Source organism: Sphingomonas sp. (genome assembly GCF_965200135.1).
Lineage (GTDB): Bacteria > Pseudomonadota > Alphaproteobacteria > Sphingomonadales > Sphingomonadaceae > Sphingomonas.
Genome location: NZ_CBDATK010000007.1, coordinates 199,704 through 220,257, shown reverse-complemented (window position 1 = coordinate 220,257; position 20,554 = coordinate 199,704). Strand labels below are relative to the sequence as shown.

Annotated in this window: 22 protein-coding genes; 11 read left to right on the top strand and 11 right to left on the bottom strand. The window is 69.5% G+C overall.

Annotated features, from left to right (window positions below):
* The 5 genes from crtY to ACOFKS_RS09175 are packed head-to-tail and all read left to right on the top strand — an operon-like array spanning nt 1 to nt 4,360.
* Nucleotides 1–1,161 carry a lycopene beta-cyclase CrtY gene (crtY, locus tag ACOFKS_RS09195; protein WP_419808941.1) on the top strand — a complete coding sequence of 387 codons (1,161 nt, stop codon included), beginning with the start codon at nt 1–3 and terminating at the stop codon, nt 1,159–1,161.
* Entirely contained in the window at nt 1,158–2,633 is a 1,476-nt protein-coding gene (locus tag ACOFKS_RS09190) for a phytoene desaturase (RefSeq protein WP_419808940.1), read from the top strand. The genes crtY and ACOFKS_RS09190 overlap by 4 nt, the downstream gene beginning before the upstream one ends.
* Complete coding sequence (locus ACOFKS_RS09185; protein ID WP_419808939.1) at nt 2,633–2,812, top strand: hypothetical protein; 180 nt, start codon at nt 2,633–2,635, stop codon at nt 2,810–2,812. Before ACOFKS_RS09190 ends, ACOFKS_RS09185 begins: the two co-directional genes overlap by 1 nt.
* Complete coding sequence (locus ACOFKS_RS09180; RefSeq protein ID WP_419808938.1) at nt 2,809–3,390, top strand: TIGR00730 family Rossman fold protein; 582 nt, start codon at nt 2,809–2,811, stop codon at nt 3,388–3,390. Before ACOFKS_RS09185 ends, ACOFKS_RS09180 begins: the two co-directional genes overlap by 4 nt.
* A gap of 37 nt (nt 3,391–3,427) precedes the next feature.
* Nucleotides 3,428–4,360, top strand: a complete 933-nt coding sequence (locus ACOFKS_RS09175) for a phytoene/squalene synthase family protein (protein ID WP_419808937.1) — start codon at nt 3,428–3,430, stop codon at nt 4,358–4,360.
* Nucleotides 4,361–4,367: 7 nt separating this feature from the next.
* Here ACOFKS_RS09175 and ACOFKS_RS09170 read toward each other — a convergent pair whose 3' ends face one another.
* The gene (locus ACOFKS_RS09170) at nt 4,368–4,589 is read right to left on the bottom strand and encodes a hypothetical protein (protein ID WP_419808936.1); all 222 of its coding nucleotides are present in this window, start codon (nt 4,587–4,589) and stop codon (nt 4,368–4,370) included.
* Between the two features lie 168 nt (nt 4,590–4,757).
* Between ACOFKS_RS09170 and ACOFKS_RS09165 the strand changes: the two genes are divergently transcribed.
* A complete protein-coding gene (locus ACOFKS_RS09165; protein WP_419808935.1) occupies nt 4,758–6,587 on the top strand; it encodes an ABCB family ABC transporter ATP-binding protein/permease in 1,830 nt (609 codons plus the stop codon).
* Here ACOFKS_RS09165 and ACOFKS_RS09160 read toward each other — a convergent pair whose 3' ends face one another.
* Nucleotides 6,588–7,460, bottom strand: coding sequence for a hypothetical protein (locus tag ACOFKS_RS09160; protein ID WP_419808934.1), 873 nt, complete (start codon nt 7,458–7,460; stop codon nt 6,588–6,590).
* 93 nt (nt 7,461–7,553) lie between these two features.
* Between ACOFKS_RS09160 and ACOFKS_RS09155 the strand changes: the two genes are divergently transcribed.
* The 4 genes from ACOFKS_RS09155 to ACOFKS_RS09140 all read left to right on the top strand — a co-directional run bounded on the left by ACOFKS_RS09155 (nt 7,554) and on the right by ACOFKS_RS09140 (nt 11,815).
* Nucleotides 7,554–9,590: a M13 family metallopeptidase gene (locus ACOFKS_RS09155; protein WP_419808933.1), complete on the top strand. Its 2,037-nt coding sequence runs from the start codon at nt 7,554–7,556 to the stop codon at nt 9,588–9,590.
* A gap of 150 nt (nt 9,591–9,740) precedes the next feature.
* Entirely contained in the window at nt 9,741–10,079 is a 339-nt protein-coding gene (locus tag ACOFKS_RS09150) for a P-II family nitrogen regulator (protein ID WP_419808932.1), read from the top strand.
* Between the two features lie 14 nt (nt 10,080–10,093).
* Complete coding sequence (locus ACOFKS_RS09145; RefSeq protein WP_419808931.1) at nt 10,094–11,440, top strand: ammonium transporter; 1,347 nt, start codon at nt 10,094–10,096, stop codon at nt 11,438–11,440.
* A 132-nt stretch (nt 11,441–11,572) separates the two neighbouring features.
* Complete coding sequence (locus tag ACOFKS_RS09140; protein ID WP_419808930.1) at nt 11,573–11,815, top strand: DUF6582 domain-containing protein; 243 nt, start codon at nt 11,573–11,575, stop codon at nt 11,813–11,815.
* A gap of 12 nt (nt 11,816–11,827) precedes the next feature.
* Here the strand turns inward: ACOFKS_RS09140 and ACOFKS_RS09135 are convergent, their stop codons facing one another.
* From ACOFKS_RS09135 to recQ, 7 genes are all read right to left on the bottom strand, one after another.
* Complete coding sequence (locus tag ACOFKS_RS09135; RefSeq protein WP_419808929.1) at nt 11,828–12,058, bottom strand: hypothetical protein; 231 nt, start codon at nt 12,056–12,058, stop codon at nt 11,828–11,830.
* Complete coding sequence (locus tag ACOFKS_RS09130) at nt 12,042–12,236, bottom strand: hypothetical protein (protein ID WP_419808928.1); 195 nt, start codon at nt 12,234–12,236, stop codon at nt 12,042–12,044. Before ACOFKS_RS09130 ends, ACOFKS_RS09135 begins: the two co-directional genes overlap by 17 nt.
* 284 nt (nt 12,237–12,520) lie before the next feature.
* A complete protein-coding gene (locus ACOFKS_RS09125; protein WP_419808927.1) occupies nt 12,521–13,048 on the bottom strand; it encodes a hypothetical protein in 528 nt (175 codons plus the stop codon).
* A gap of 93 nt (nt 13,049–13,141) precedes the next feature.
* Entirely contained in the window at nt 13,142–14,047 is a 906-nt protein-coding gene (locus tag ACOFKS_RS09120) for a sterol desaturase family protein (RefSeq protein ID WP_419808926.1), read from the bottom strand.
* A 77-nt stretch (nt 14,048–14,124) separates the two neighbouring features.
* Nucleotides 14,125–14,505: a hypothetical protein gene (locus tag ACOFKS_RS09115; protein ID WP_419808925.1), complete on the bottom strand. Its 381-nt coding sequence runs from the start codon at nt 14,503–14,505 to the stop codon at nt 14,125–14,127.
* Nucleotides 14,502–14,954: a TIGR01244 family sulfur transferase gene (locus tag ACOFKS_RS09110; RefSeq protein ID WP_419808924.1), complete on the bottom strand. Its 453-nt coding sequence runs from the start codon at nt 14,952–14,954 to the stop codon at nt 14,502–14,504. The genes ACOFKS_RS09115 and ACOFKS_RS09110 overlap by 4 nt, the downstream gene beginning before the upstream one ends.
* A gap of 147 nt (nt 14,955–15,101) precedes the next feature.
* On the bottom strand, nt 15,102–16,877 hold the full coding sequence (gene recQ / locus ACOFKS_RS09105) for a DNA helicase RecQ (RefSeq protein ID WP_419808923.1): 1,776 nt from the start codon (nt 16,875–16,877) through the stop codon (nt 15,102–15,104).
* Between the two features lie 50 nt (nt 16,878–16,927).
* On the opposite strand from recQ, the gene ACOFKS_RS09100 reads away from it, so the two are divergent.
* A complete protein-coding gene (locus tag ACOFKS_RS09100) occupies nt 16,928–17,194 on the top strand; it encodes a GNAT family N-acetyltransferase (protein WP_419808922.1) in 267 nt (88 codons plus the stop codon).
* A gap of 71 nt (nt 17,195–17,265) precedes the next feature.
* Here the strand turns inward: ACOFKS_RS09100 and dinB are convergent, their stop codons facing one another.
* On the bottom strand, nt 17,266–18,339 hold the full coding sequence (dinB, locus tag ACOFKS_RS09095) for a DNA polymerase IV (RefSeq protein ID WP_419808921.1): 1,074 nt from the start codon (nt 18,337–18,339) through the stop codon (nt 17,266–17,268).
* A gap of 51 nt (nt 18,340–18,390) precedes the next feature.
* Nucleotides 18,391–20,490, bottom strand: coding sequence for an ATP-binding protein (locus ACOFKS_RS09090; protein ID WP_419808920.1), 2,100 nt, complete (start codon nt 20,488–20,490; stop codon nt 18,391–18,393).
* Between the last annotated feature and the right edge of the window lie 64 nt (nt 20,491–20,554).

Genomic DNA, 20,554 nt, shown 5'->3' with positions numbered 1-20,554 from the left:
ATGGCTTCGACGATCAGGTGCGACGTCGCGATCGTCGGCGGCGGGCTGGCGGGCGGGTTGCTGGCGCTGGCGCTCGCCACGCGGCAGCCCGAGCTGGACGTGCGGCTGATCGAGGCGGGCGAGCGGCTGGGCGGTAATCACGTCTGGTCGTTCTTCGGCGCGGACATCGCCAAGACCGACCGCTGGCTGCTGACCCCGCTCGTCAGCCATGCCTGGCCCGGCTACGACGTCGCCTTTCCCGGCCATGCGCGGACGCTGGCGCAACCCTATTACTCGATCGAGAGCGAGCGGTTCGACGCGGGCGTGCGCGCCGCGCTGCCGCCGGAGCGGGTGATGCTGGGCGCGAAGGTGCTGGCCGTGTCGGCGACGGGGGTGGCGCTGCAATCGGGCGACCGGGTGGAGGCGACGGGCGTGGTCGATGCGCGCGGTGCCGGCGACCTGTCGCGGCTGGAGCTGGGCTGGCAGAAGTTCCTGGGCCGCGAACTGAAGCTGGCGGCGCCGCACGGCCGCGCGCAGCCGACGGTGATGGATGCGCGCGTGCCGCAGCTGGACGGCTATCGCTTCGTCTATACCCTGCCGTTCGACGAAACGCGGATGTTCGTCGAGGACACCTATTTCAGCGATACGTCCAAGCTGACCGCCGCGACGTTGCGCAAGCGGATCGACACCTATGCCGCCGCGCAGGGGTGGCAGGTCGCGGACGTGCTGCGCGAGGAGACCGGCGTGTTGCCGATCGCGCTGGGCGGCGATTTCGATGCCTATTGGCACTCGTCCGGGCGCGGGGTCGCCAAGGTCGGCATGCGCGCGGGCCTGTTCCAGCCGGCCACCGGCTATTCGCTGCCCGACGCGGTGCGGCTCGCCGTCAGGATCGCGGACACGCGCGACCTGTCGGGCGCGGCGCTGCACGACCTGACCCACGACCATGCGCGCGCCACCTGGCGCGACCGCCGCTTCTATCGGATGCTTAATGCCATGCTGTTCCGTGCCGCCGATCCACCCGAGCGCGTCCGCGTGATCGAACGCTTCTATCGCCTAGGGCCAGGCGTGGTCCGCCGCTTCTATTCCGGCCGGTCGACGTTCGGCGACAAGGCGCGAATCCTGATCGGCAAGCCGCCGGTGCCGATCGGCCGCGCGTTGACCGCGCTGCGAGGTGTATCGTGAAGACGGCGATCGTGATCGGGGCCGGGTTCGGCGGGCTGGCGCTCGCGATCCGGCTGCAATCGGCGGGTGTGCAGACCACCATCGTCGAGGGCCGCGACAAGCCGGGCGGGCGCGCTTATTATTGGGAACGGGACGGCTTCGTGTTCGACGCCGGGCCGACCGTCATCACCGATCCCGACTGTCTGAAGGAATTATGGGCGCTGTCGGGGCGCGACATGGCGGTCGACGTCGAGTTGGAGCCGGTGTCGCCCTTCTATCGGCTCAACTGGCCCGACGGGACGAACTTCGACTATTCCAACGACGAGGCGCAGCTGACGCGCGAGATCGCGAAGCTGAACCCGGCGGACGTCGCGGGTTATGCCAAGTTCCTGGAATATTCGGCGGGCGTCTATCACGAGGGCTATGAGAAGCTCGGCCATGCCGCGTTCCTCGACTTCGCGTCGATGATAAAGGCCGCGCCCGCGCTGATGAAATATCAGGCGTGGCGATCGGTCTATTCGATCGTGTCGAGTTACGTGAAGAACGAGAAGTTGCGCGAGGCGCTGTCGTTCCACACGCTGCTGGTCGGCGGCAACCCGATGACGACCAGCGCGATCTATGCGCTGATCCACAAGCTGGAGAAGGACGGCGGCGTCTGGTTCGCGAAGGGCGGGACCAACCGGCTGATCGCCGGCATGATCGCGCAGTTCGAACGGCTGGGCGGGGTCGTCCGGCTGGGCGATCCGGTGACCGCGATCGAGACGATGGGCGAGCGCGCCACCGGGGTGACGTGCGCCAGCGGCTGGCAGGGGCAGGCAGACGCGGTCGCCTGCAACGCCGACGTGATGCACGCCTATACGTCGCTGTTGCGCGACAGCCGCTCGGCGCAGCGGACGGCGCGGCGGCTGGAGCGCAAGAAATACTCGCCGTCACTATTCGTGGTGCATTTCGGGATCACCGGCACCTGGCCCGGCATTCCGCACCATTCGATCCTGTTCGGGCCGCGCTACAAGGAGCTGCTCGACGACATCTATACGCACGGCGTGGTGAGCGAGGATTTCTCGCTGTACCTGCACCATCCGACCGTCACCGATCCGTCGATGGCGCCGGAGGGGCATTCGACCTTCTATGCGCTGGCGCCGGTGCCGCACATGGGCAAGGCGCCGGTCGATTGGGACGTGGTCGGGCCGATCTTGGAGAAGCGCATCCTGGACGAGATCGGGCGGCGGCTGATCCCCGACATACACGATCGCATCGTGACGAAGTTCAGCTACGCCCCGCCCGACTTCGGCCGCGACCTGAACGCGCATCTGGGTAGCGCGTTTTCGCTGGAGCCGACGCTGTTGCAGAGCGCGTATTTCCGTGTCCACAACCGCGACGACACGATCGGCAACCTGTATTTCGTGGGCGCGGGGACGCATCCCGGGGCGGGCATCCCCGGCGTGGTGGGAAGTGCCAAGGCGACGGCGAAGCTGATGCTGGAGGAAGGGTGATGGCACACGAGACGCTTGGATACGGCAACCGGTGGTACGACAAGGTGGCGCGGCCGGAGCAGGTCAAGGTGCTCCGCGACTTGGGCTTGGCCCGAGGACGTGTTCGGACGATCTGGATCGTCGTCCAAGGTCTCGGAATCTTGGTCGCGGTGGCTGTCTATCAACTCTTCGCACGATGAAGCGCCTTGCCATCTATTGCGGCTCCGCAACACCGGCCGACCCCGCCTATGTCGACTTGGCCCGCGATGTCGGCCGCGCGCTGGCCGAGCGTGGGATCGGCGTCGTGTATGGTGGCGGTCGGCTGGGGCTGATGGGGGCGGTCGCCGACAGCGCGCTGGCGGCCGGCGGCGAGGTGATCGGGGTGATTCCGCAGGCGCTGGTCGATCTGGAGGTGGCGCATCGCGGGTTGAGCGCGCTGCACGTCGTCGAGACGATGCATCAGCGCAAGCAGGCGTTCACCGATCTGTCGGACGGCTTCGTGACGCTGCCGGGCGGGACCGGGACGATGGACGAGCTGTGGGAGGCGCTGAGCTGGGCGCAGCTCGGCTATCACGCCAAGCCGGTCGGGCTGTTGAATGCGTTCGGCTATTATGACGGGCTGGTCGCGTTCTGGGCGACGATGGCGGAGGTCGGTTTCCTGCGGCCGCAGCATCTGGAGTTGCTGATCGTCGGCAATGCGCTCGACGTGCTGCTGGAGCGGATGGCGGCGTTCGTGCCGGCGAAGGCGATCGTGGCGACGAAGGCGAGCGAGTTGTGAGGTCGACGGAAGAAGCGGGATTCCCGCTTTCGCGGGGATGACGAGGGCGCAGATCGTCGCGGCTGCAAGGGACTCGATTGCGGTCGGGTCGAAGTCCTTCGCTGCTGCGTCGAAACTCTTCGACCCGGTGACGCGCGAGCGGGCGTGGTTGTTGTATGCGTGGTGCAGGCGCTGCGATGACATCGCCGACGGGCAGGATCACGGCCACGGCATGACCGCGGTCGTCGACGCGCCGGCGCGGGTGGCGGAGCTGGCGGCGATGACCGAGGCGGCTTTGCGCGGCGAGAAGACGGGCGATGCGGCGTTCGACGCGCTGGCGCTGGTGGCCGCCGAGGTCGACCTGCCGCCGCAATGGCCGCGCGATCTGGTCGCCGGATTCGCGCTCGACGCGGAGGAGTGGCGGCCGCGCTCGACCAACGATCTGTATCGCTATTGCTACCATGTCGCGGGCGTCGTCGGCTGCATGATGGCGGTGGTGATGGGGGTCCGCCCCGACGACGAGGAAACGCTGGACCGGGCGTGCGACCTGGGGATCGCGTTCCAGCTGGCGAACATCGCGCGCGACGTGGCGGAGGATGCCGCCGCCGGGCGTTGTTATCTGCCGGTCGACTGGCTGGTCGAGATGGACGTGCCGCCGGGCGAACACATGAAGCCGCCGTATCGCCGGCGGCTGGCGGTGCTGGCGCGGCGACTGGCGGCGGGTGCGGCCGGGCATGAGGCGAGCGCGCGATACGGGACACCGGCGCTGCCGTTCCGCTCCGCCTGGGCGGTGCTGGCGGCGGCGGGCATCTACGGTGCGATCGGGCGCGAGGTGGCGGCGAAGGGCGAGCACGCCTGGGACCATCGCGTGACGACGTCGCGCACGGCGAAGCTGCGGTTCGTGGCGCGGGCGGGATGGCAGGCGGCGCGTCGAGAGCGGCTGTATCGACCGAGCGTTCGCGATCCGGCGCTGTGGACGCGGCCGCGCTGACGCGAGATCAGCCCGGTCGGCGCGGCGGCTTGATTTCGGCGACCTGCGCCCCCCGGAGGCGGCAATCGGCCTGGATGGTCGGGAAGTCGACGTCGCTGTTTTCGGCGAGCCGCTGCGGCAGGGCGGCATTGCACTGGGCGGCGGTTTCGTAACGGGCGGGGAGGACGCGCGCGTCGCGGCAGGCGTCGGTGCCGTCACCGCAGCCCATTATCGCCACCACGAAGAACATCGCGCTCATAGCGGGTGAAACGGGCGAGGGCGGGTGGGGTTCCTCGGGTTGGGGGCGACACTCCCGGCGGGTGGTCCGCGGTGAGCCCCCTCCGTCACCGTTGCGCGGCGCCGCCTCCCCGTGCCGGGGAGGATTTAAGCGGGGGGCGCGCGTCCTATATAGGCGTCAATGCCTCCCATGATCTCCGACCCGACCCGACCAGAGCGACCGCTGTGGCCGACGCTGCGGCGCTTTCTGCCGTATCTGTGGCCCGCCGGCGACACGGCGCTGAAGGCGCGGATCGTGGGGGCGATGCTGCTGGTGGCGCTCAGCAAGGTCACGCAGGTCTATGTCAGCGCCTATACGCTGAAATGGGCGGTCGACCGCATGGCGGCGGGACAGCGGTCGGCGGTGTGGGTCGTCGTCGCGCTGGTGGTCGGCTATGCCGGTGCGCGGTTCGCGACGACGCTGTTCGACAACGGCCGCAACGCGCTGTTCGAGCGCGTCGGACAGGATGCGACGCGAACGCTGGCGGTCAAGGTGTTCGCGCATCTGCATCAGCTGTCGCTGCGTTTCCATCTGGAGCGGCGGACGGGCGCGGTGACCAAGGTGGTCGAGCGCGGCACCAAGAGCATCGATACGATGCTGTATTTCATGCTGTTCAACATCGCGCCGACGGTGCTGGAGCTGGGGCTGGTCCTCAATATCTTCCGGGGGTCGTTCGGCTGGGGACTGGTCGCGGCGACGCTGGTGATGGTGGTCGCGTATATCTGGTTCACGCGGTGGGTGACCGACTGGCGCGCGGCGCTGCGGACGCGGATGAACGACCTCGACACCGGCGCGGTGGCGCATGCGGTCGACTCGCTGCTCAATTTCGAGACGGTGAAGTATTTCGGCGCGGAGGCGCGCGAGGCGAAACGCTATGAAAACGCGATGACCGCCTATGCCAACGCGGCGGTGACGTCGGAGAACTCGCTGGCGTGGCTGAACGTCGGTCAGGCGTTCATCACCGGGCTGATGCTGGCGGGCGGACTGGCGTTCGTGGCGCGGGGCTGGGGCGAGGGGCGGTATTCGGCGGGCGACGTGGTGCTGGTGTCGACGCTGCTCAGCCAGCTGTTTCGGCCGCTCGACCTGCTCGGCATGGTCTATCGCACGATCCGGCAGGGCGTGCTGGACATGGGCGCGATGTTCGACCTGGTCGATACGCCGGGCGAGATCGTCGACGCGGCCGGCGCGCTGCCGCTGGTCGTGGGCGCGGGGCACGTGCGGTTCGAGGGCGTGCGCTTCGCCTATGACGCGGGCGAAAAGGGGCGCGAGATCCTGCGCGGGATCGATCTGGACGTGCCGCCGGGCACCACCTGCGCGATCGTCGGCGTGTCGGGAGCGGGCAAGTCGACGATCGCGCGGCTGCTGTTCCGGTTCTACGACCTGACCGGCGGTCGGATCACCATCGACGGCCAGGACATCGCGGCCGTGACGCAGGACAGCCTGCGCCGGGCGATCGGAATCGTGCCGCAGGACACGGTGCTGTTCAACGACACGATCGGCTACAACATCGCCTATGGCCGGGAAGGTGCGGGCGCGGACGAGATCGCGCGGGCGGCGCGGGGCGCGTCGATCGCCGGGTTCATCGAGGCGCAGCCCGACGGCTATGCCACCCGCGTCGGCGAGCGCGGGCTGAAGCTGTCGGGTGGCGAGAAACAGCGCGTCGCGATCGCGCGGACGCTGTTGAAGGACCCGCCGGTGCTGGTGCTGGACGAGGCGACCAGCGCGCTCGACAGCCGCACGGAAGCGGCGATCCTCGACACGCTGGAGGCGGTGGAGCGCGGGCGCACGACGCTGGTCATCGCGCACCGGCTGTCGACGGTGGTGGGCGCGGACCAGATCGTCGTGCTCGACGGCGGTGAGGTGGCGGAGCGCGGAACGCACGCGGCGCTGCTGCGGCGCGGCGGGCTGTACGCGGAGATGTGGAACCGGCAGGCGGCGGAACGCGAGGTCGAGACGCTGGCGGCGGAGTAATCAGCCGCAGGTCAGCCTGATCTGTTTGGCGGCCTTGTCGAAGACCAGGGCGGAGCAGTGCCGGAGCTGGTCGTGACCGATCAGCAGGCTGCTGCGGCCCGGCTTGCCCTTGCCGACCACCTGTACCTCGTCCGGGTCGGCGTCCGCCTCGCGCAGCGTGTTCGCGGCGCCACCGTCGGCGACGCGGACCGCGAGGCTGGCGATCGTCAGCGGCCCCAACGCAAGCGGGTCGGCGAGCGTCAGGGTACGGACCGGGCGCTCCACCCCGAAGGCGATCGGCAGCGGCGCCGGGTCACCCGAAACGGTGCCGCGATGCGCGGCGGCCAGCGCGACCGCGGCCGCAGCGGTCGCCACCGTGCGCGGGGCGAGCGGGTCGAAGCGGACGACCGTGCGGACGCCGCCCAGCGTCATCTGCGCGGTGCCGACGCCCCAGCGGCTGTCGTCGTACGGAATGGTCAGCGTGCGTTCGCCGGGGCGCGACGGGCCGAGCACGAAGCGGACCACCTGCTCGGGCACGCCGCCGGGGCCGATGACGCCGTCGACGCCCTCGGCGAACGGCCGCTCGGTCCAGGCGACGCGGCGCTTGAACGCGACCGGGCCGAGCGTCAGGTCGGCGACGGCGGTGCGCGCGGGAAGCTTGACGGGGCCGACCACGAACCGCGCGCCGAACGGCCCGCCCTTCAGCCGCGCCCGACCGGCGGCGGTATCGGTGAAGACCGGCATCGCCGGCGCGCCCGGCGAGATGCGGACCCGCAGCGACACGCCCTGCACCGTCATCGCCACGATGGCGTCGCCATCGACGAGGCGTTCATCGACGGGCGTTGGCGCAGCGGCGGCGGCGAGCAGGGCCAGGGCGGCGAGGGGTTTGAGCATGACGCCCCCTTGGCCGACGATTGTGGCAACGCGGCGACGCTTCGCCCCGCGAGCGTTCGGCGATATAGGAGCGTGTCCCAATCGGAGTTCTCCATGCGCCGTTCCGTCCTGCTCGCCCCGATGCTCCTTGGCGTCGCGTTCGTCGCCGCGCCCCTGCTCGCCCAGAATGGTGGCCAGCCGCGCTATCTGCCCTGGGGGCTGGAACTGGCCGACATGGACCTGTCGGTGAAGCCGGGCGACGACTTCTTCGCATATGCCGAGGGCACATGGCTGAAGAACCATCCGATCCCGGCCGACAAGTCGAGCGCCGGGTATAACAGCGAGCTGCCCGACGAGATCCTGACGCAGGTGCGCCGCATCATCGAGACCGCCGCCGCCACGCCGGCGGACGCGACGCAGCGCAAGGTCGGCGATTTCTACGCCGCCTGGATGGACGAGGGCGGGATCGAGGCGCGCGGGCTGGCACCGTTGCGGCCGTGGCTGGCGCGGATCGACGCGGTCGGCACGCGCGGCGCGCTGGTGCAGTTGATGATGCGGCCGGGGTATCCGTCGCCGGTCGGGATCGGCATCTCCACCGACGCCGACGATCCGACCCGCTACATGGCCGATGCCGGGCAGGGGCGGCTGGGCCTGCCGACGCGCGATTATTACCTGCTGAGCGGCGAGAAATACGTCGGCATCCGCACGGCGTATCGCGACTATCTTATCCGTATCCAGACGCTGGCGGGGATCGCCGACCCGGCCGCGAAGGCGGATCGCATCATCGCGCTGGAGACGCGGCTGAGCCAGGACCAGTGGACGCCCGAACGGCGGCGCGATCCGGTGGCGACGCACAATCCGATGACGCGCGCGCAGCTTACCGCGCTGGCGCCGGAGTTCGACTGGACGCCGACGCTGGCGGCGATGGGGCTGGGCGGCGCGGCCAAGGTCAATGTGGCGGAGACCACCGCGGTCGCGGCGGCAGGCAAGCGGCTGGCGGACGTGCCGCTGGCGACGTGGAAGGAGTGGATGACCGCGCGCTTCATCAGCGATCACGCCGCCTTCCTGCCGCACGCCTTCGATCAGGCGAAGTTCGACTTCTATTCCAAGACGCTGCGCGACGTGCCCGAGCAAAGGGCGCGGTGGAAGCGCGGCATGGGCCTGATCGACGGCGCGCTGGGCGAGGCGGTGGGGCAGATCTATGTCGGGCAATACTGGACACCCGCGACCAGTCGCGCCGCCGACGAGCTGGTCGCCGACATGCGCGCCGCGTATCGCGAGAAGATCGAGGGCGCGACGTGGATGGACGCGCCGACGCGGCGCGCGGCGCTGGCGAAGCTCGCCTCGTTCGACCCGCGCGTCGGGCATCCGGCGCGGTGGATCGATTATGGCGGGCTGACGGTGAACCGCGCCGACCCGCTCGCCAACGACGTGGCGTCGGACGCTTTCCAGTGGAAGTTGCAGCTGGCGCGCTTTCCCAAGCCGGTCGATCGCGGGCTGTGGTACATGACGCCGCAGACGGTGAACGCCTATTACGATCCGACGCTGAACCAGATCACGCTGCCCGCCGCGATCCTCCAACCGCCGTTCTTCGATGCCAGCGCCGACCCGGCGGTCAATTACGCGGAGACCGGCGCGACGACGATCGGGCACGAGATGGGACACGGCTTCGACGATCAGGGCCGGCAGTTCGACGATAAGGGGCGGCTGCGCGACTGGTGGACCCCGGCGACGGCGAAGCTCTACACGGTGCAGGCCGATCGGCTGGCGACGCAGTTCGACACCTATGAGCCGATGCCGGGCGTGCGGATCAAGGGGCGGCTGACGCTGGGCGAGAACCTAGCCGATCTCGGCGGGCTGGAGACGGCGTATGCGGCATACCGGCGCTATGTGGCGCGGCATGGCGAGCCCGCGGTGCTGAACGGCTTCACGGGCGACCAGCGCTTCTTCCTCGCCTATGCACAGGCGTGGCAGGGCAAGACGCGCGAGGGGGCGCTGCGCGCGCAGCTGCTGTCTGATCCGCATTCGCCGGAGAAGTACCGGGTCAACGGCATCGTCCGGAACTTCGACCCCTGGTATCGTGCGTTCAACGTGCAGCCGGGCAACGCGATGTATCTGCCGTCGGCGGAACGGGTGCGGGTGTGGGGATGATACTGCCCGTAATTTAGGCACGCCGCCGCACTTTGCTGCATTGCGGTGCAGTGATTGCCTCTCCCGCAGAGGCGGGGAGGCGGTGCGGTCGGCAATGCGCGGGTGGCACGCGACGTGCAAAGCCCTCCCTCAGAACAAAGGGGGGCGGGCATGAAGCTTGTCATTGCGATCATCAAACCGTTCAAGCTGGACGAAGTGCGCGAGGCGCTGACGACGCTCGGCGTCGCGGGCATGACCGTCACCGAGGTCAAGGGCTTCGGCCGGCAGAAGGGGCAGACCGAAATCTATCGCGGCGCCGAATACGCCACCAACATGGTTCCCAAGATCAAGGTCGAGGTAGTGTGCGACACCGCGCTCGCCGACCGCGTGGTCGAGGCGGTGCAGCAGGCGGCGAACACCGGCGCGATCGGCGACGGCAAGATCTTCGTGCTCGATGTCGGCCAGGCGGTGCGGATCCGCACCGGCGAAACCGACGCGAACGCGCTGTGACAAGGGGGACGATCATGGGTCGAACGATCAAGGGTTTGGGCGCGGCAAGCCTCGCGCTTTTCGCGGCATTGCCTGCCTGGGCACAGGATGCGGCGTTGCAGAACGCGGCGACACCGCCCGCAGCAGCGACGGTCAACAAGGGCGACACCGCTTGGATGCTGGTTTCCACCGTGCTGGTGCTGGCGATGATCGTGCCGGGGCTGGCCTTGTTCTACGGTGGCCTGACTCGCGCCAAGAACATGCTGTCGACGATGACGCAGATCGGCGCGGTGGCGTGCCTCGCGATGCTGATCTGGGTGATGTGGGGCTATACCATGGCCTTCGGCGACGGCGGCAACGACTTCATCTCCGGTTTCGGCAAGGCGTTCCTGAAGGGCATCACGCCGGATTCGACCGCAGCGACCTTCACCGCCGGCGTCGCGATCCCCGAATATGTCTTCATCTGTTTCCAGATGACCTTTGCCGCGATCACGATCGCTCTGGTGCTGGGGTCGGTGGTCGAGCGGATGAAGTTCTCGGCCGTGATGGCGTTCGCCGCCGTTTGGCTGACGATCGTCTACTTCCCGATCGCGCACATGGTTTGGGCGTCGGGCGGGCTGTTCTTCAAGATGGGCGCGCTGGATTTCGCGGGCGGCACCGTGGTTCATATCAACGCCGGCGTCTCGGCGCTGGTCGCCGCGCTGATCCTGGGCAAGCGGATAGGCTATCCGGTCGAGCGGATGGCGCCGCACTCGCTGACGCTGACCGGGGTCGGCACCGGGCTGCTCTGGGTCGGCTGGTTCGGCTTCAACGCCGGCAGCGCGCTGGAGGCCAACGGGTCGGCGGCGCTGGCGATGATCAACACCTTCGTCGCCACGGCGTCGGCGGGCCTGTTCTGGATGCTGGCGGAGCGGCTGAACGGTCACAAGGGCTCGGCGCTCGGCTTCTGCTCGGGCATCATCGCGGGCCTCGTCGCGGTGACGCCGGCGGCGGGCAACGCCGGGCCGTTCGGTGCGATCGTGCTCGGCGCGGTGGCGAGCGTGATCTGCTATTATGCGGTGACGCTGCTCAAGCCCCGGCTCGGCTATGACGACGCGCTCGACGCGTTCGGCATCCACGGCATCGGCGGCATGATCGGCGCGATCGGCACCGGCATCGTCTACGCCCCGTCGCTCGGCGGGCCGGGCAAGCCGGACTTCGACATGGGCAAGCAGCTCGTGACGCAGATCCTGGCAGTCGGCACCACGATCATCTGGGCGGCGGTCGGCACGGTGATCGCGATCTACGTCGCCAAGGCGCTGACCGGACTGCGCGTCACCGAAGAGGTCGAGCGCGACGGCCTCGACATCGGCGAGCATGGCGAACGCGCCTATCAAGTTTGACAAGATTGGGCGGCGGGGACCCTCTCCCCTCGTCGCCCAACCGCGGTTCCTCCTGCGGACACACCTGGCCCCGGCAGCGATGCCGGGGTCTGTTTTTATGGCCGTGCGTTGGCACCTCTGAAGGAGGGTGAGATGGCCAAACTGGACGCTGACGAGCGCAATCACTTGACCGGCGCGAACTTCGCATTCCCGGATGAGCGCAAAATGCCAATCGAGGACGCCTGCCATGTCCGAAACGCGATCGCACGCTTCGATCAGGTCAAGTACGTGTCCGACCATGAGCGCGATGCCGCCTGGAGGCGGATCGTCGCGGCGGCGAGGAAGTTCGACGTCGAGGTGAGCGAAAAGGACTGGCGGGAGCTCGGCAAGTCGTAAGCTCCCGTCGCCTCAGTGCCCCACCGAGCGCGCGAGCGCGGTGATGAACGCGGCCAGCGGCACGCGGAAGATCAGCGCCACCAGCACGAACGCGGCAGGCCAAGCGAACGCCTCGACCAGTCGGATCAGCGCCAGCTTCCAGTCGGTCCCGGCGGTTGCCGGGACGACGACGGGTTGGGCCACCGGCTGAACCACCGGCTCGGCCGCCACCAGCGGCGCGGCGGCGCTAGCCACGGTTGCCACGCAGCGTCCCGAGCACGACGGCCGCCGCGCCCGCGACGAACGCCGCCGCCGTCCACGGCCGCGCCTTGGCGAAGCTGCGCGCCTTGTCGGCGATCGGGGCGTCGCCGCCGAAGTGCGAACGCAGGTCGTCAGTCAGCGCGGTCTTGCCGTTCGACGGCTGCGGGGCGGGATCGGTCATGAGGGTCTCCTGACGGGCGCGCCAGTGCACCCAACTGCCGTCCCCAACGCCCGATCTGCGGAAGAGTGCCGTAGCGGTCGTCAGCGCTGTGGCGCCGGTCGCCCCTCGACCGGCGGCGAGTATTGTCTGCTCCTTGCCGGCATAGCGGAGATTGCCGGGATTGTTGTCCCGGTATGGGTGCGTACCGTGCAGCGTCAGGGTGTGCCCGTCCGCGAAGACGTAGGTGACGTGCCCCCTGCTCGGCCCGGCGGCGTGGATGGGCAGCGACGCTGGTCCGTCATCGCTCAGTTCTTTTTGGTTGCGGCCAGCATCGCGGCGCGGACGGCGGCGAGATCGCACAACGGCGCGGTTCGCGTCGGCGCGCCGTTCGCCGCCAACACGATCTGCGACTGGCCAGTGTCGCCCGCCGTCCTGGGTCGGTAGAGCCGGATGTTCATGGGCTGTGGCGACGATTGCACATTATCTTCGAGCCGTGCCGCGGGAACCCGCGTCGCCGAGATCACGAGGGGGCGCCGGCCGGTCACCACCTCCACATGCGCCAGCGTGCAGTCCGCTCCCTCGACGTCCGCCAGTTGAACGTCCGGGAGGGTCGGATCGACGACCTGCACTTCCTCGGGCAAGCCGCCGGGTGTCGGCGTGGTCAGGAACACGAATCTCGTTTCCGACCGATCGGGCCGCGCGACGGTGTAGCGGATCAGTCCGGTGATGCCGCCCAGCGCCGCGGGGGCGAAGTGGGTGAGGAGCGCGGGTGCGGCCGCCGCCAGCGGCGCCGCCGCGAGTATCGGGACGAGGACAAGGGCGATGCGCTTCATGCGACCGAGGATATGATCCATTCGCGTCGAGCGCCACGCCGACGCTAGCCGGTCGCTACGGCAAATGGCTTCATCGATCGGCCGACGTCTGGTTCATGGAAGGGGCGCGGATCGGCTGCGCTCCCGCTCGGCCCATTTCGCGCGGATCGTCTCGCTGGTGTCGCGGCTGCCGTCATGGCTCCAGCCGGGCGGGCGCCAGATATAGCCGAGCTTGTGCCGCCACGGCGCGGCGGCGACGTCTCTGGCGATGCCGACCCATTCGTGGAACGCCGCCCATAGCAGCGAAAAGGAGCCGAGGTCCTTGACCAGCCCATAACGCGGCCGGTCGTCGTCGCGCTCGGGGGTGAAGGTGCCGAACAGCTTGTCCCAGACGATGAACACGCCGGCATAGTTGGTGTCGAGGTAGCGCGCGTTGGTGGCGTGATGGACGCGGTGATGCGACGGCGTGTTCATCACCGCCTCGATCGGGCGCGGCAGGCGGCCGACCGCTTCGGTATGGATCCAGAACTGATAGATCAGGTTCAGCCCGGCGACGAAGAACACCATCGCCGGCGGAAAGCCGATGAGGAACAGCGGCAGCCGGAACAGGAAGGCGGCGGAGACGAAGCCGGTCCAGGTCTGACGCAGCGCGGTGCTGAGATTATAGTGCTGCGACGAGTGGTGGATGACGTGGCTCGCCCAGAACCAGCGGACGCGATGCGCGGAGCGGTGGAAGACGTAGTAGAGCAGGTCGTCGAGCACGAAGCAGAGCGGCCACCAATACCAGGCCCAGCCGATCGAGAAGACGGCATAGCGCGACAGCCACGTCGCCAGCGCGAATACCGCCCCGCCCGACAGCACGCCCGCGACGGTGGAGCCGAGCCCGAGTGCGAGGCTGGTCAGCGTGTCGCGCGGACAATAGCGATGCCGATCCCGTGCGCGGGCGACGAGCATTTCCGCCAGGACGAGCACGACGAAGGCGGGGACGGCGTAGTCGATCGGGTTGGGGAGCGTGTCCACCGCGGCAACTTACAGCAATGTCAGCAGGGCAGGCAAATCCTCCCGCGCGCGGTTCCCCCTGCCGTGCCGGGGAGGATCTAGACCTTGGCCAGCCTTCGCAGGTCGATGACGTCGACGCCGGCCAGCATCACGGCGCCGAAGCGACGTTCGTTGGTCTCGATCGTGACGCCGCCCGCGATCGGGCGCACCGCCGACCAGCTGACCTCGCGTACCGCCGCGCGGGCGCCGTGGCGCTTGATCGCGGCGAGGCGGCCGTCCTCGCCGACCGCGAGCGCGCCCGCGCCGTCGGCGCCGACCACCACGTCGGCGGCCGCGAACCCCGCGAGCGCGGCCTCGGCGGCGGCGGCGGCTTCTTCCGGGCTGGCGATGCGCGCGTCACGGCCGAGGCGGAGCGCCCAGGCGATCGCGGCGAGGATCAGGATGGCGGCGAGCGACCCGCCGAGCTGGAACCAGTTCACCGCCGATCCACCGCCGAGTCGGCACTGGCGAGCGCGTCGAGCGTCGGGCGCAGGCCGGCGAGGTCGTAGCCCGCCCCTTCCGCCTGCGCGACCAGCACCGCCGGGTCGCGGCCCGCGCGGGCAGCGGCGAGCGCCCACAGGTTGCACGAGCGCGTCCCCGAGCGGCAATAGGCGAGCACCGGCCCGTCGGCGGCGGTGATCGCGGCGACCATCGCGTCGATCTGCGGATGCGAGAAGCCGGCATGCGTCACCGGGATCTCGGCATAGGCGAGCCCGGCGGCCTCGGCGGCGGCGCGGATGTCGGCGCCGCTGGGCTGGCCGGGCTGTTCGTCGTCGGGCCGGTTGTTGACGATCGCGACATAGCCGGCGGCGGCGATGGCGGGGAGGTCTTGCGGATCGATCTGCGGGGCGACGGCGAAGCGGTCGTTGAGGGGGCGAAGGTCGGGCATGAGCCCTCTTAGGCAATCCTCCCCTGGAAGGGGAGGTGGCATCGCGCAGCGATGACGGAGGGGGTTTTCCGTGTCGCGCGGCGCCCGCGGCCCGCCCCCTCCGTCACGCGTTTTGCGGGCGCCACCTCCCCGCGAGCGGGGAGGCTTTCAGGTGGCGTCGCGGATTACCTGGATGAAGGCGTCGCCATAGGCGTCCAGCTTGCGGGCGCCGATGCCGCTCAGCACCGCCAGTTCCGCGCGCGAGGTCGGGCGGCGCGCGGCCATGTCCCGGAGCACGGAATCGTGGAAGATGACGTAGGGCGGGACGCCGCCCTCTTGCGCCAGCTCGCGGCGGCGGCTGCGGAGCGCCTCGAACAGCGGCGTGTCGGCCGGGTTCGCGGCCGGCGGCTGGTCGCGGCGGCGACGGCGTTCGCGCTTGGGCTGGACCGTGAGCGACAGCGTTTCCTCGCCCTTCAGGATCGCGCGGGCACCGGGGCCGAACTCCAATCCGCCATGCTCGTTGGCGCGCAGCGCGTCGCGGGTGACGAGCGCGCGGTTGACCGATTTCAGCAGCGGCGCGTCGTCGGCGCCGACCAGGTTCCACACCGACAGCGCCTCGTGCCCATTGGTCAGGCTGCGCTCGGTCGACTGGCCGGTCAGCACCTGTTCGATATAGCCCGCGCCGAACAGCTGGCCGGTGCGGAACACGGCAGAGAGGTATTTGCGCGCCAGCTCGGTCGCGTCGACGCTCTGGCCGGTGCCGACGCCCAGGCAGTTATCGCAATTACCGCAGTCCGCCGCGAGTTCTTCGCCGAAGTGGCGGAGCAGCAGGCGGCGGCGGCACCCGGCGGTCTCGACCAGCGCGCCCAAGGCCGTCAGCCGCTGGCGCTCGCCGGGCTGGCGTGACGGCTCGACCTCCGCCAGATGGCGGCGGGCGCGCGCGAAGTCGTCGGCGCCCCAGAACAAATGGGCCACCGCCGGGTCGCCGTCGCGCCCGGCGCGGCCGGTTTCCTGATAAAAGGCCTCGATCGACTTGGGCAGGCCGGCATGGGCGACGAAGCGGACGTCGGGCTTGTCGATGCCCATCCCGAACGCGACGGTAGCGCACATCACCATGTCCTCCGACGCGACGAAATCGGCCTGGTTCTTCTGCCGCAGCGCCGGTTCCATGCCGGCGTGATAGGCACGCACCGGGCGGCCGGTGCGGGCGAGTGCGGCGGCCATGCGCTCGGTGCCGGCGCGGCTTTGCACGTAGACGATGCCGGCGCCGCGCTGTTCGGCGATCAGGTCGGCGATCTGGCGCGTGGCGTTGTCGCGCGGCGCGATGGCGTAGCGGATGTTGGGCCGGTCGAAGCCCGATACGATCAGCCCGTCGGCGGGGATGCCGAGCTGCACCGCCACATCCTGGCGCGTGTGCTCGTCTGCGGTGGCGGTCAGCGCCAGCCGCGGCACGTCGCCGAAGCTGTCGAGCAGCGGTTTGAGCAGGCGATAGTCGGGGCGGAAATCATGCCCCCACTCGCTGACGCAATGCGCCTCGTCGATCGCGAAGAGGCTGATCCTGGTCTGCGCGAGGAGGTCGCGGAAATAGCCCTGCGAGGCGCGTTCGGGCGCGACGTAGAGCAGATCGAGGTCGCCCGCCTTCAGCCGGGCGATCGTCTCGGCGCGGTTTTCGTCCGCCGAGGTCAGCGTCGCGGCGCGGATGCCGACCGCGGTGGCGGCGCGAAGCTGATCGTGCATCAGCGCGATCAGCGGCGACACGACGACGCAGGTGCCGTCCAGCATCGTCGCGGGCAGCTGATAGCAGAGCGATTTGCCCGCGCCGGTCGGCATCACCGCCAGCGTGCGCTCGCCGTTGAGGACGCGCGCGACGACCTGTTCCTGGACGCCGCGAAAGGCGGGGAAGCCGAAGACCTGGCGGAGGGCGGGGAGCGGATCGAGGAGCATGAAGGCGCGCCCTATATCGGGCGGACGGCGCGTCGTGCTAGGGTCAACGGATGGACGTGACCGACAATCGCGGCGAGCGCCGCTACGAGCTGTCGACCGAGGCCGGGCCGGCGATCGCCGCCTATGACCTGGACGGCGACACCATCACCTTTACGCACACCGTCGTGCCGCCTGAGGCGGAGGGGCATGGCGTCGGCTCGCGGCTGATCGCCGGGGCGCTCGCGGACGCAAAGGCGCGGGGGTTGAAGGTGGTGCCGCAATGCCCGTTCGTGGCGGCATATCTGCAGCGTCATCCCGACGCCGCGACGCCGGCCTAGAGCATCGTGCACAATAGCCGACGCACCTTCCTCTGTCCGGCACGAACGGGTCAGATATAGCGCCCGATGCTTTAGCTCCCGTCGAACAGCGGTAGCGCCGCGCCGTCGCCGCCGAAATTGGAGACGGTAACGCCGACCAGTCGGATGCCGGTCTCGGGCGGGTAGATCGATCGCACGAGGTCCAGGCTCGCCTGGCGCAACAGCGCGTGGTCGGCGACCGGGGCGGGGTGGCTGCGGCTGCGGGTGATCTGGCGAAAGTCGCCGAACTTGATCTTGACCGTGACGGTGCGGCCGAACGCCGCCGCCTTCTCGCACCAGGTCCAGACGTCGTCGGCCATGCGGAGCACGCCAGCCTCGATCTCGGCGGGGTCGATGAGGTCGCGGTCGAAGGTGGTTTCGGACCCCGACGACTTGCGGACGCGATCGGGATTGACCGGGCGGTGGTCCTCGCCGCGTGCGATCGCGTGATACCAGCCGGCGCTGCTGCCGAAATGCTCCTCCAGAAAAGCGAGCGGCCTGGCGCGGAGATCGGCGCCGGTCTCGATCCCCAGCCGCTTCATCTTCGCCGCGGTGACCGGGCCAACGCCGTGGAAGCGCGACACCGGCAGCGTTTCGACCCACGCCGCGCCCATCTCGGGCGTCACCGCGAACTGGCCGTTGGGCTTGCGGTGGTCCGACGCGAGCTTCGCCAGGAACTTGTTGTAGCTGATCCCCGCCGAGGCGTTGAGCCCGGTCTCTGCCAGGATGCGCGCGCGGATCGCCTTGGCGGTGGCCCAGGCGGTGGGCAGCGCGGCGCGGTTGGCGGTGACGTCCAGATACGCCTCGTCCAGCGACAGCGGCTGGATCAGGTCGGTATAGTCGGCGAAGATCGCGTGGATCTGGCGCGACACCGCCTTGTACACCTCGAAGCGCGGGCGGACGAAGACGAGGTCGGGACAGCGTCGCAGCGCGGTGATCGAGGGCAGCGCGGAGCGGACGCCGAACGCGCGTGCCTCGTAGCTCGCCGCCGCCACCACGCCACGCGCCGCCGGAGAGCCGACCGCGACCGGCCGGCCGCGCAAGGTAGGCTCGTCGCGCTGTTCGACCGACGCATAAAAGGCGTCCATGTCGATGTGGATGATCTTGCGCGTGACGGGGTCCGGCATCGCGGGCACGTTAGCAGGTCGCGAACGTAGGGGGAACGGCGACCCGCGTCGTCAGGCGGGCTTGGCCGGCATCATGTCCGCGACCTTGCCGATCAGCGCGTCGAGCGAGAAGGGCTTGGTCAACAACTCCATGCCCGGTTCCAGATGGCCGTTGCCGACCGCCGCGTTCTCCGCATAGCCGGTGATGAAGAGCACCTTCAGCCCCGGCCGCAGCGAGCGCGCGGCATCGGCGACCTGACGGCCGTTCATGCCGTTCGGCAGGCCGACATCGGTAATGAGCAGGTCGATCCGCGCGCCCGACTGCAACACCTTGATCCCCGCCGCGCCGTCCGCCGCGCCGATCACGGTGTAGCCGACATCGTCGAGCACCTCGTCGACCAGATGGCGGATCGTCGCCTCGTCGTCGACGATCAGGATCGTGCCGCCGGTGGTGCTGCCCGTCGCGGTGGCGAGGGGAGCGCCGTCGTCGGCCTGCTCGGCGCCCAGATGGCGCGGCAGGTAGATGCACATGGTGGTGCCCGACCCGACCTCCGAATAGATGCGGACCTGCCCCCCCGACTGGCGCGCGAAGCCGTAGATCATCGACAGCCCCAGGCCGGTGCCCTGGCCGATCGGCTTGGTGGTGAAGAACGGCTCGAAGGCGCGGGCGACGGTGTCGGTGTCCATGCCGGTGCCGGTGTCGGTGACGCAGATCGACAGATACTGGCCGGGCGGCAGGTCGCGGTCGCGCGCGGCGCGGTCGTCGAGCCACTTGTTGCCGGTTTCCACCGTGATGCGGCCGCCGTCGGGCATCGCGTCGCGCGCGTTGATGCACAGGTTGAGCAGCGCGTTCTCCAGCTGGCCCGCGTCGATGTTCGCGGTCCACAGCCCGCCGGCGCCGACCACCTCCAGCGTGTTGGCGGGGCCGATCGTGCGGCGCAGCAGCTCTTCCATGCCCGCGACCAGCCGGTTGACGTCGGTCGGCTTTGGATCGAGCGTCTGGCGGCGCGAAAAGGCGAGCAGCCGCTGGGTCAGCGCGGCGGCGCGGCGGCCGGCGCCCTGCGCGGCGACGATGAAACGGTCGAGATCGTCGACCCGCCCACGCGCGATGCGGAGCTGGAGCAGCTCCAGATTGCCCATCATGCCGGTGAGCAGGTTGTTGAAGTCGTGCGCGAGGCCGCCGGTAAGCTGGCCGACCGCCTCCATCTTCTGCGCCTGTCGCAGCGCTTCCTGTGCGCTCGCGAGTTCGGCGTCGCGGTCGCGCTCGTCGGTGATGTCGCGGCCCGATGCGTAGATCAGCTGCCCCTCCGGCGCGGCCACCCAGGAGATCGTGCGGTAACCGCCGTCACGGTGACGATAGCGATTCTCATAGGTCGGCAGGGCCTGTGACGAGGCGGTGACGAGCGCCTGTGCGCTGGACGGATGATCGTCGGGATGGATGATGTCGAGATAGGAGCGGCCGACCAGCTCCTGCTCGGACCAGCCCAGCACGGTGGTCCATGCGGGATTGGCCGCACGGAACGTGCCCGTGTCGTCGAGGACGACCAGCAGATCGCGCGAATTGCCCCACGTCCGGTCGCGATCGACAATGGCGTCGCGGACCCGCTGTTCCAAGGTGGCGTTCAGTGCGCGCAGATCGCTCTGGCTTTGCGATAGCGCGCGGTCGGCGAGCACGCGGCCGGTAGTCTCGTTGGTGAAGACGAACAGCCCGGCGACTTCGCCCATGGGATCGAGGATGCGCGAGTAGGAAAAGGTGAACCAGGTCTCGGCGGGGCCGCGATCGGTGCCGAGCTTCCACGGCAGGTCGGTGAACCGCTGACGGTGCCCGGCGAACGCATCGTCGATGATCGGTTTCGCCTGCTCCCAGCCGTCGGCCCAGACGTCGCGGAACCGCGTCCCCATCGCCCAGGGCAGTCGCGGCCCGAGCAGCGGCGCATAGGTGTCGTTGAAGAAGAAGCTCAGCTCGTCGCGACCCCAGGCGAGGATCATCGATTCCGGCGAGTTTAGCACGGTGCCGAGCGTCACCTTGAGCGTGTCCGGCCAGCCGGCGGGCGGACCCAGCACATGGTCCGACCAATCGCGCGCGAGGATCAGCCGCGTCGCCTCGCCGCCGCCGTCGAGGAAGCGGAGCGACGGGGGGAGCGGGTGGACCGGTGGGAGAGCGCTTGCCATGCCGACACCGCTCTAGCGAACAGGGCGCGTTTTGGAACCGCTCGCGCGCCTGCGAGAGCAACCA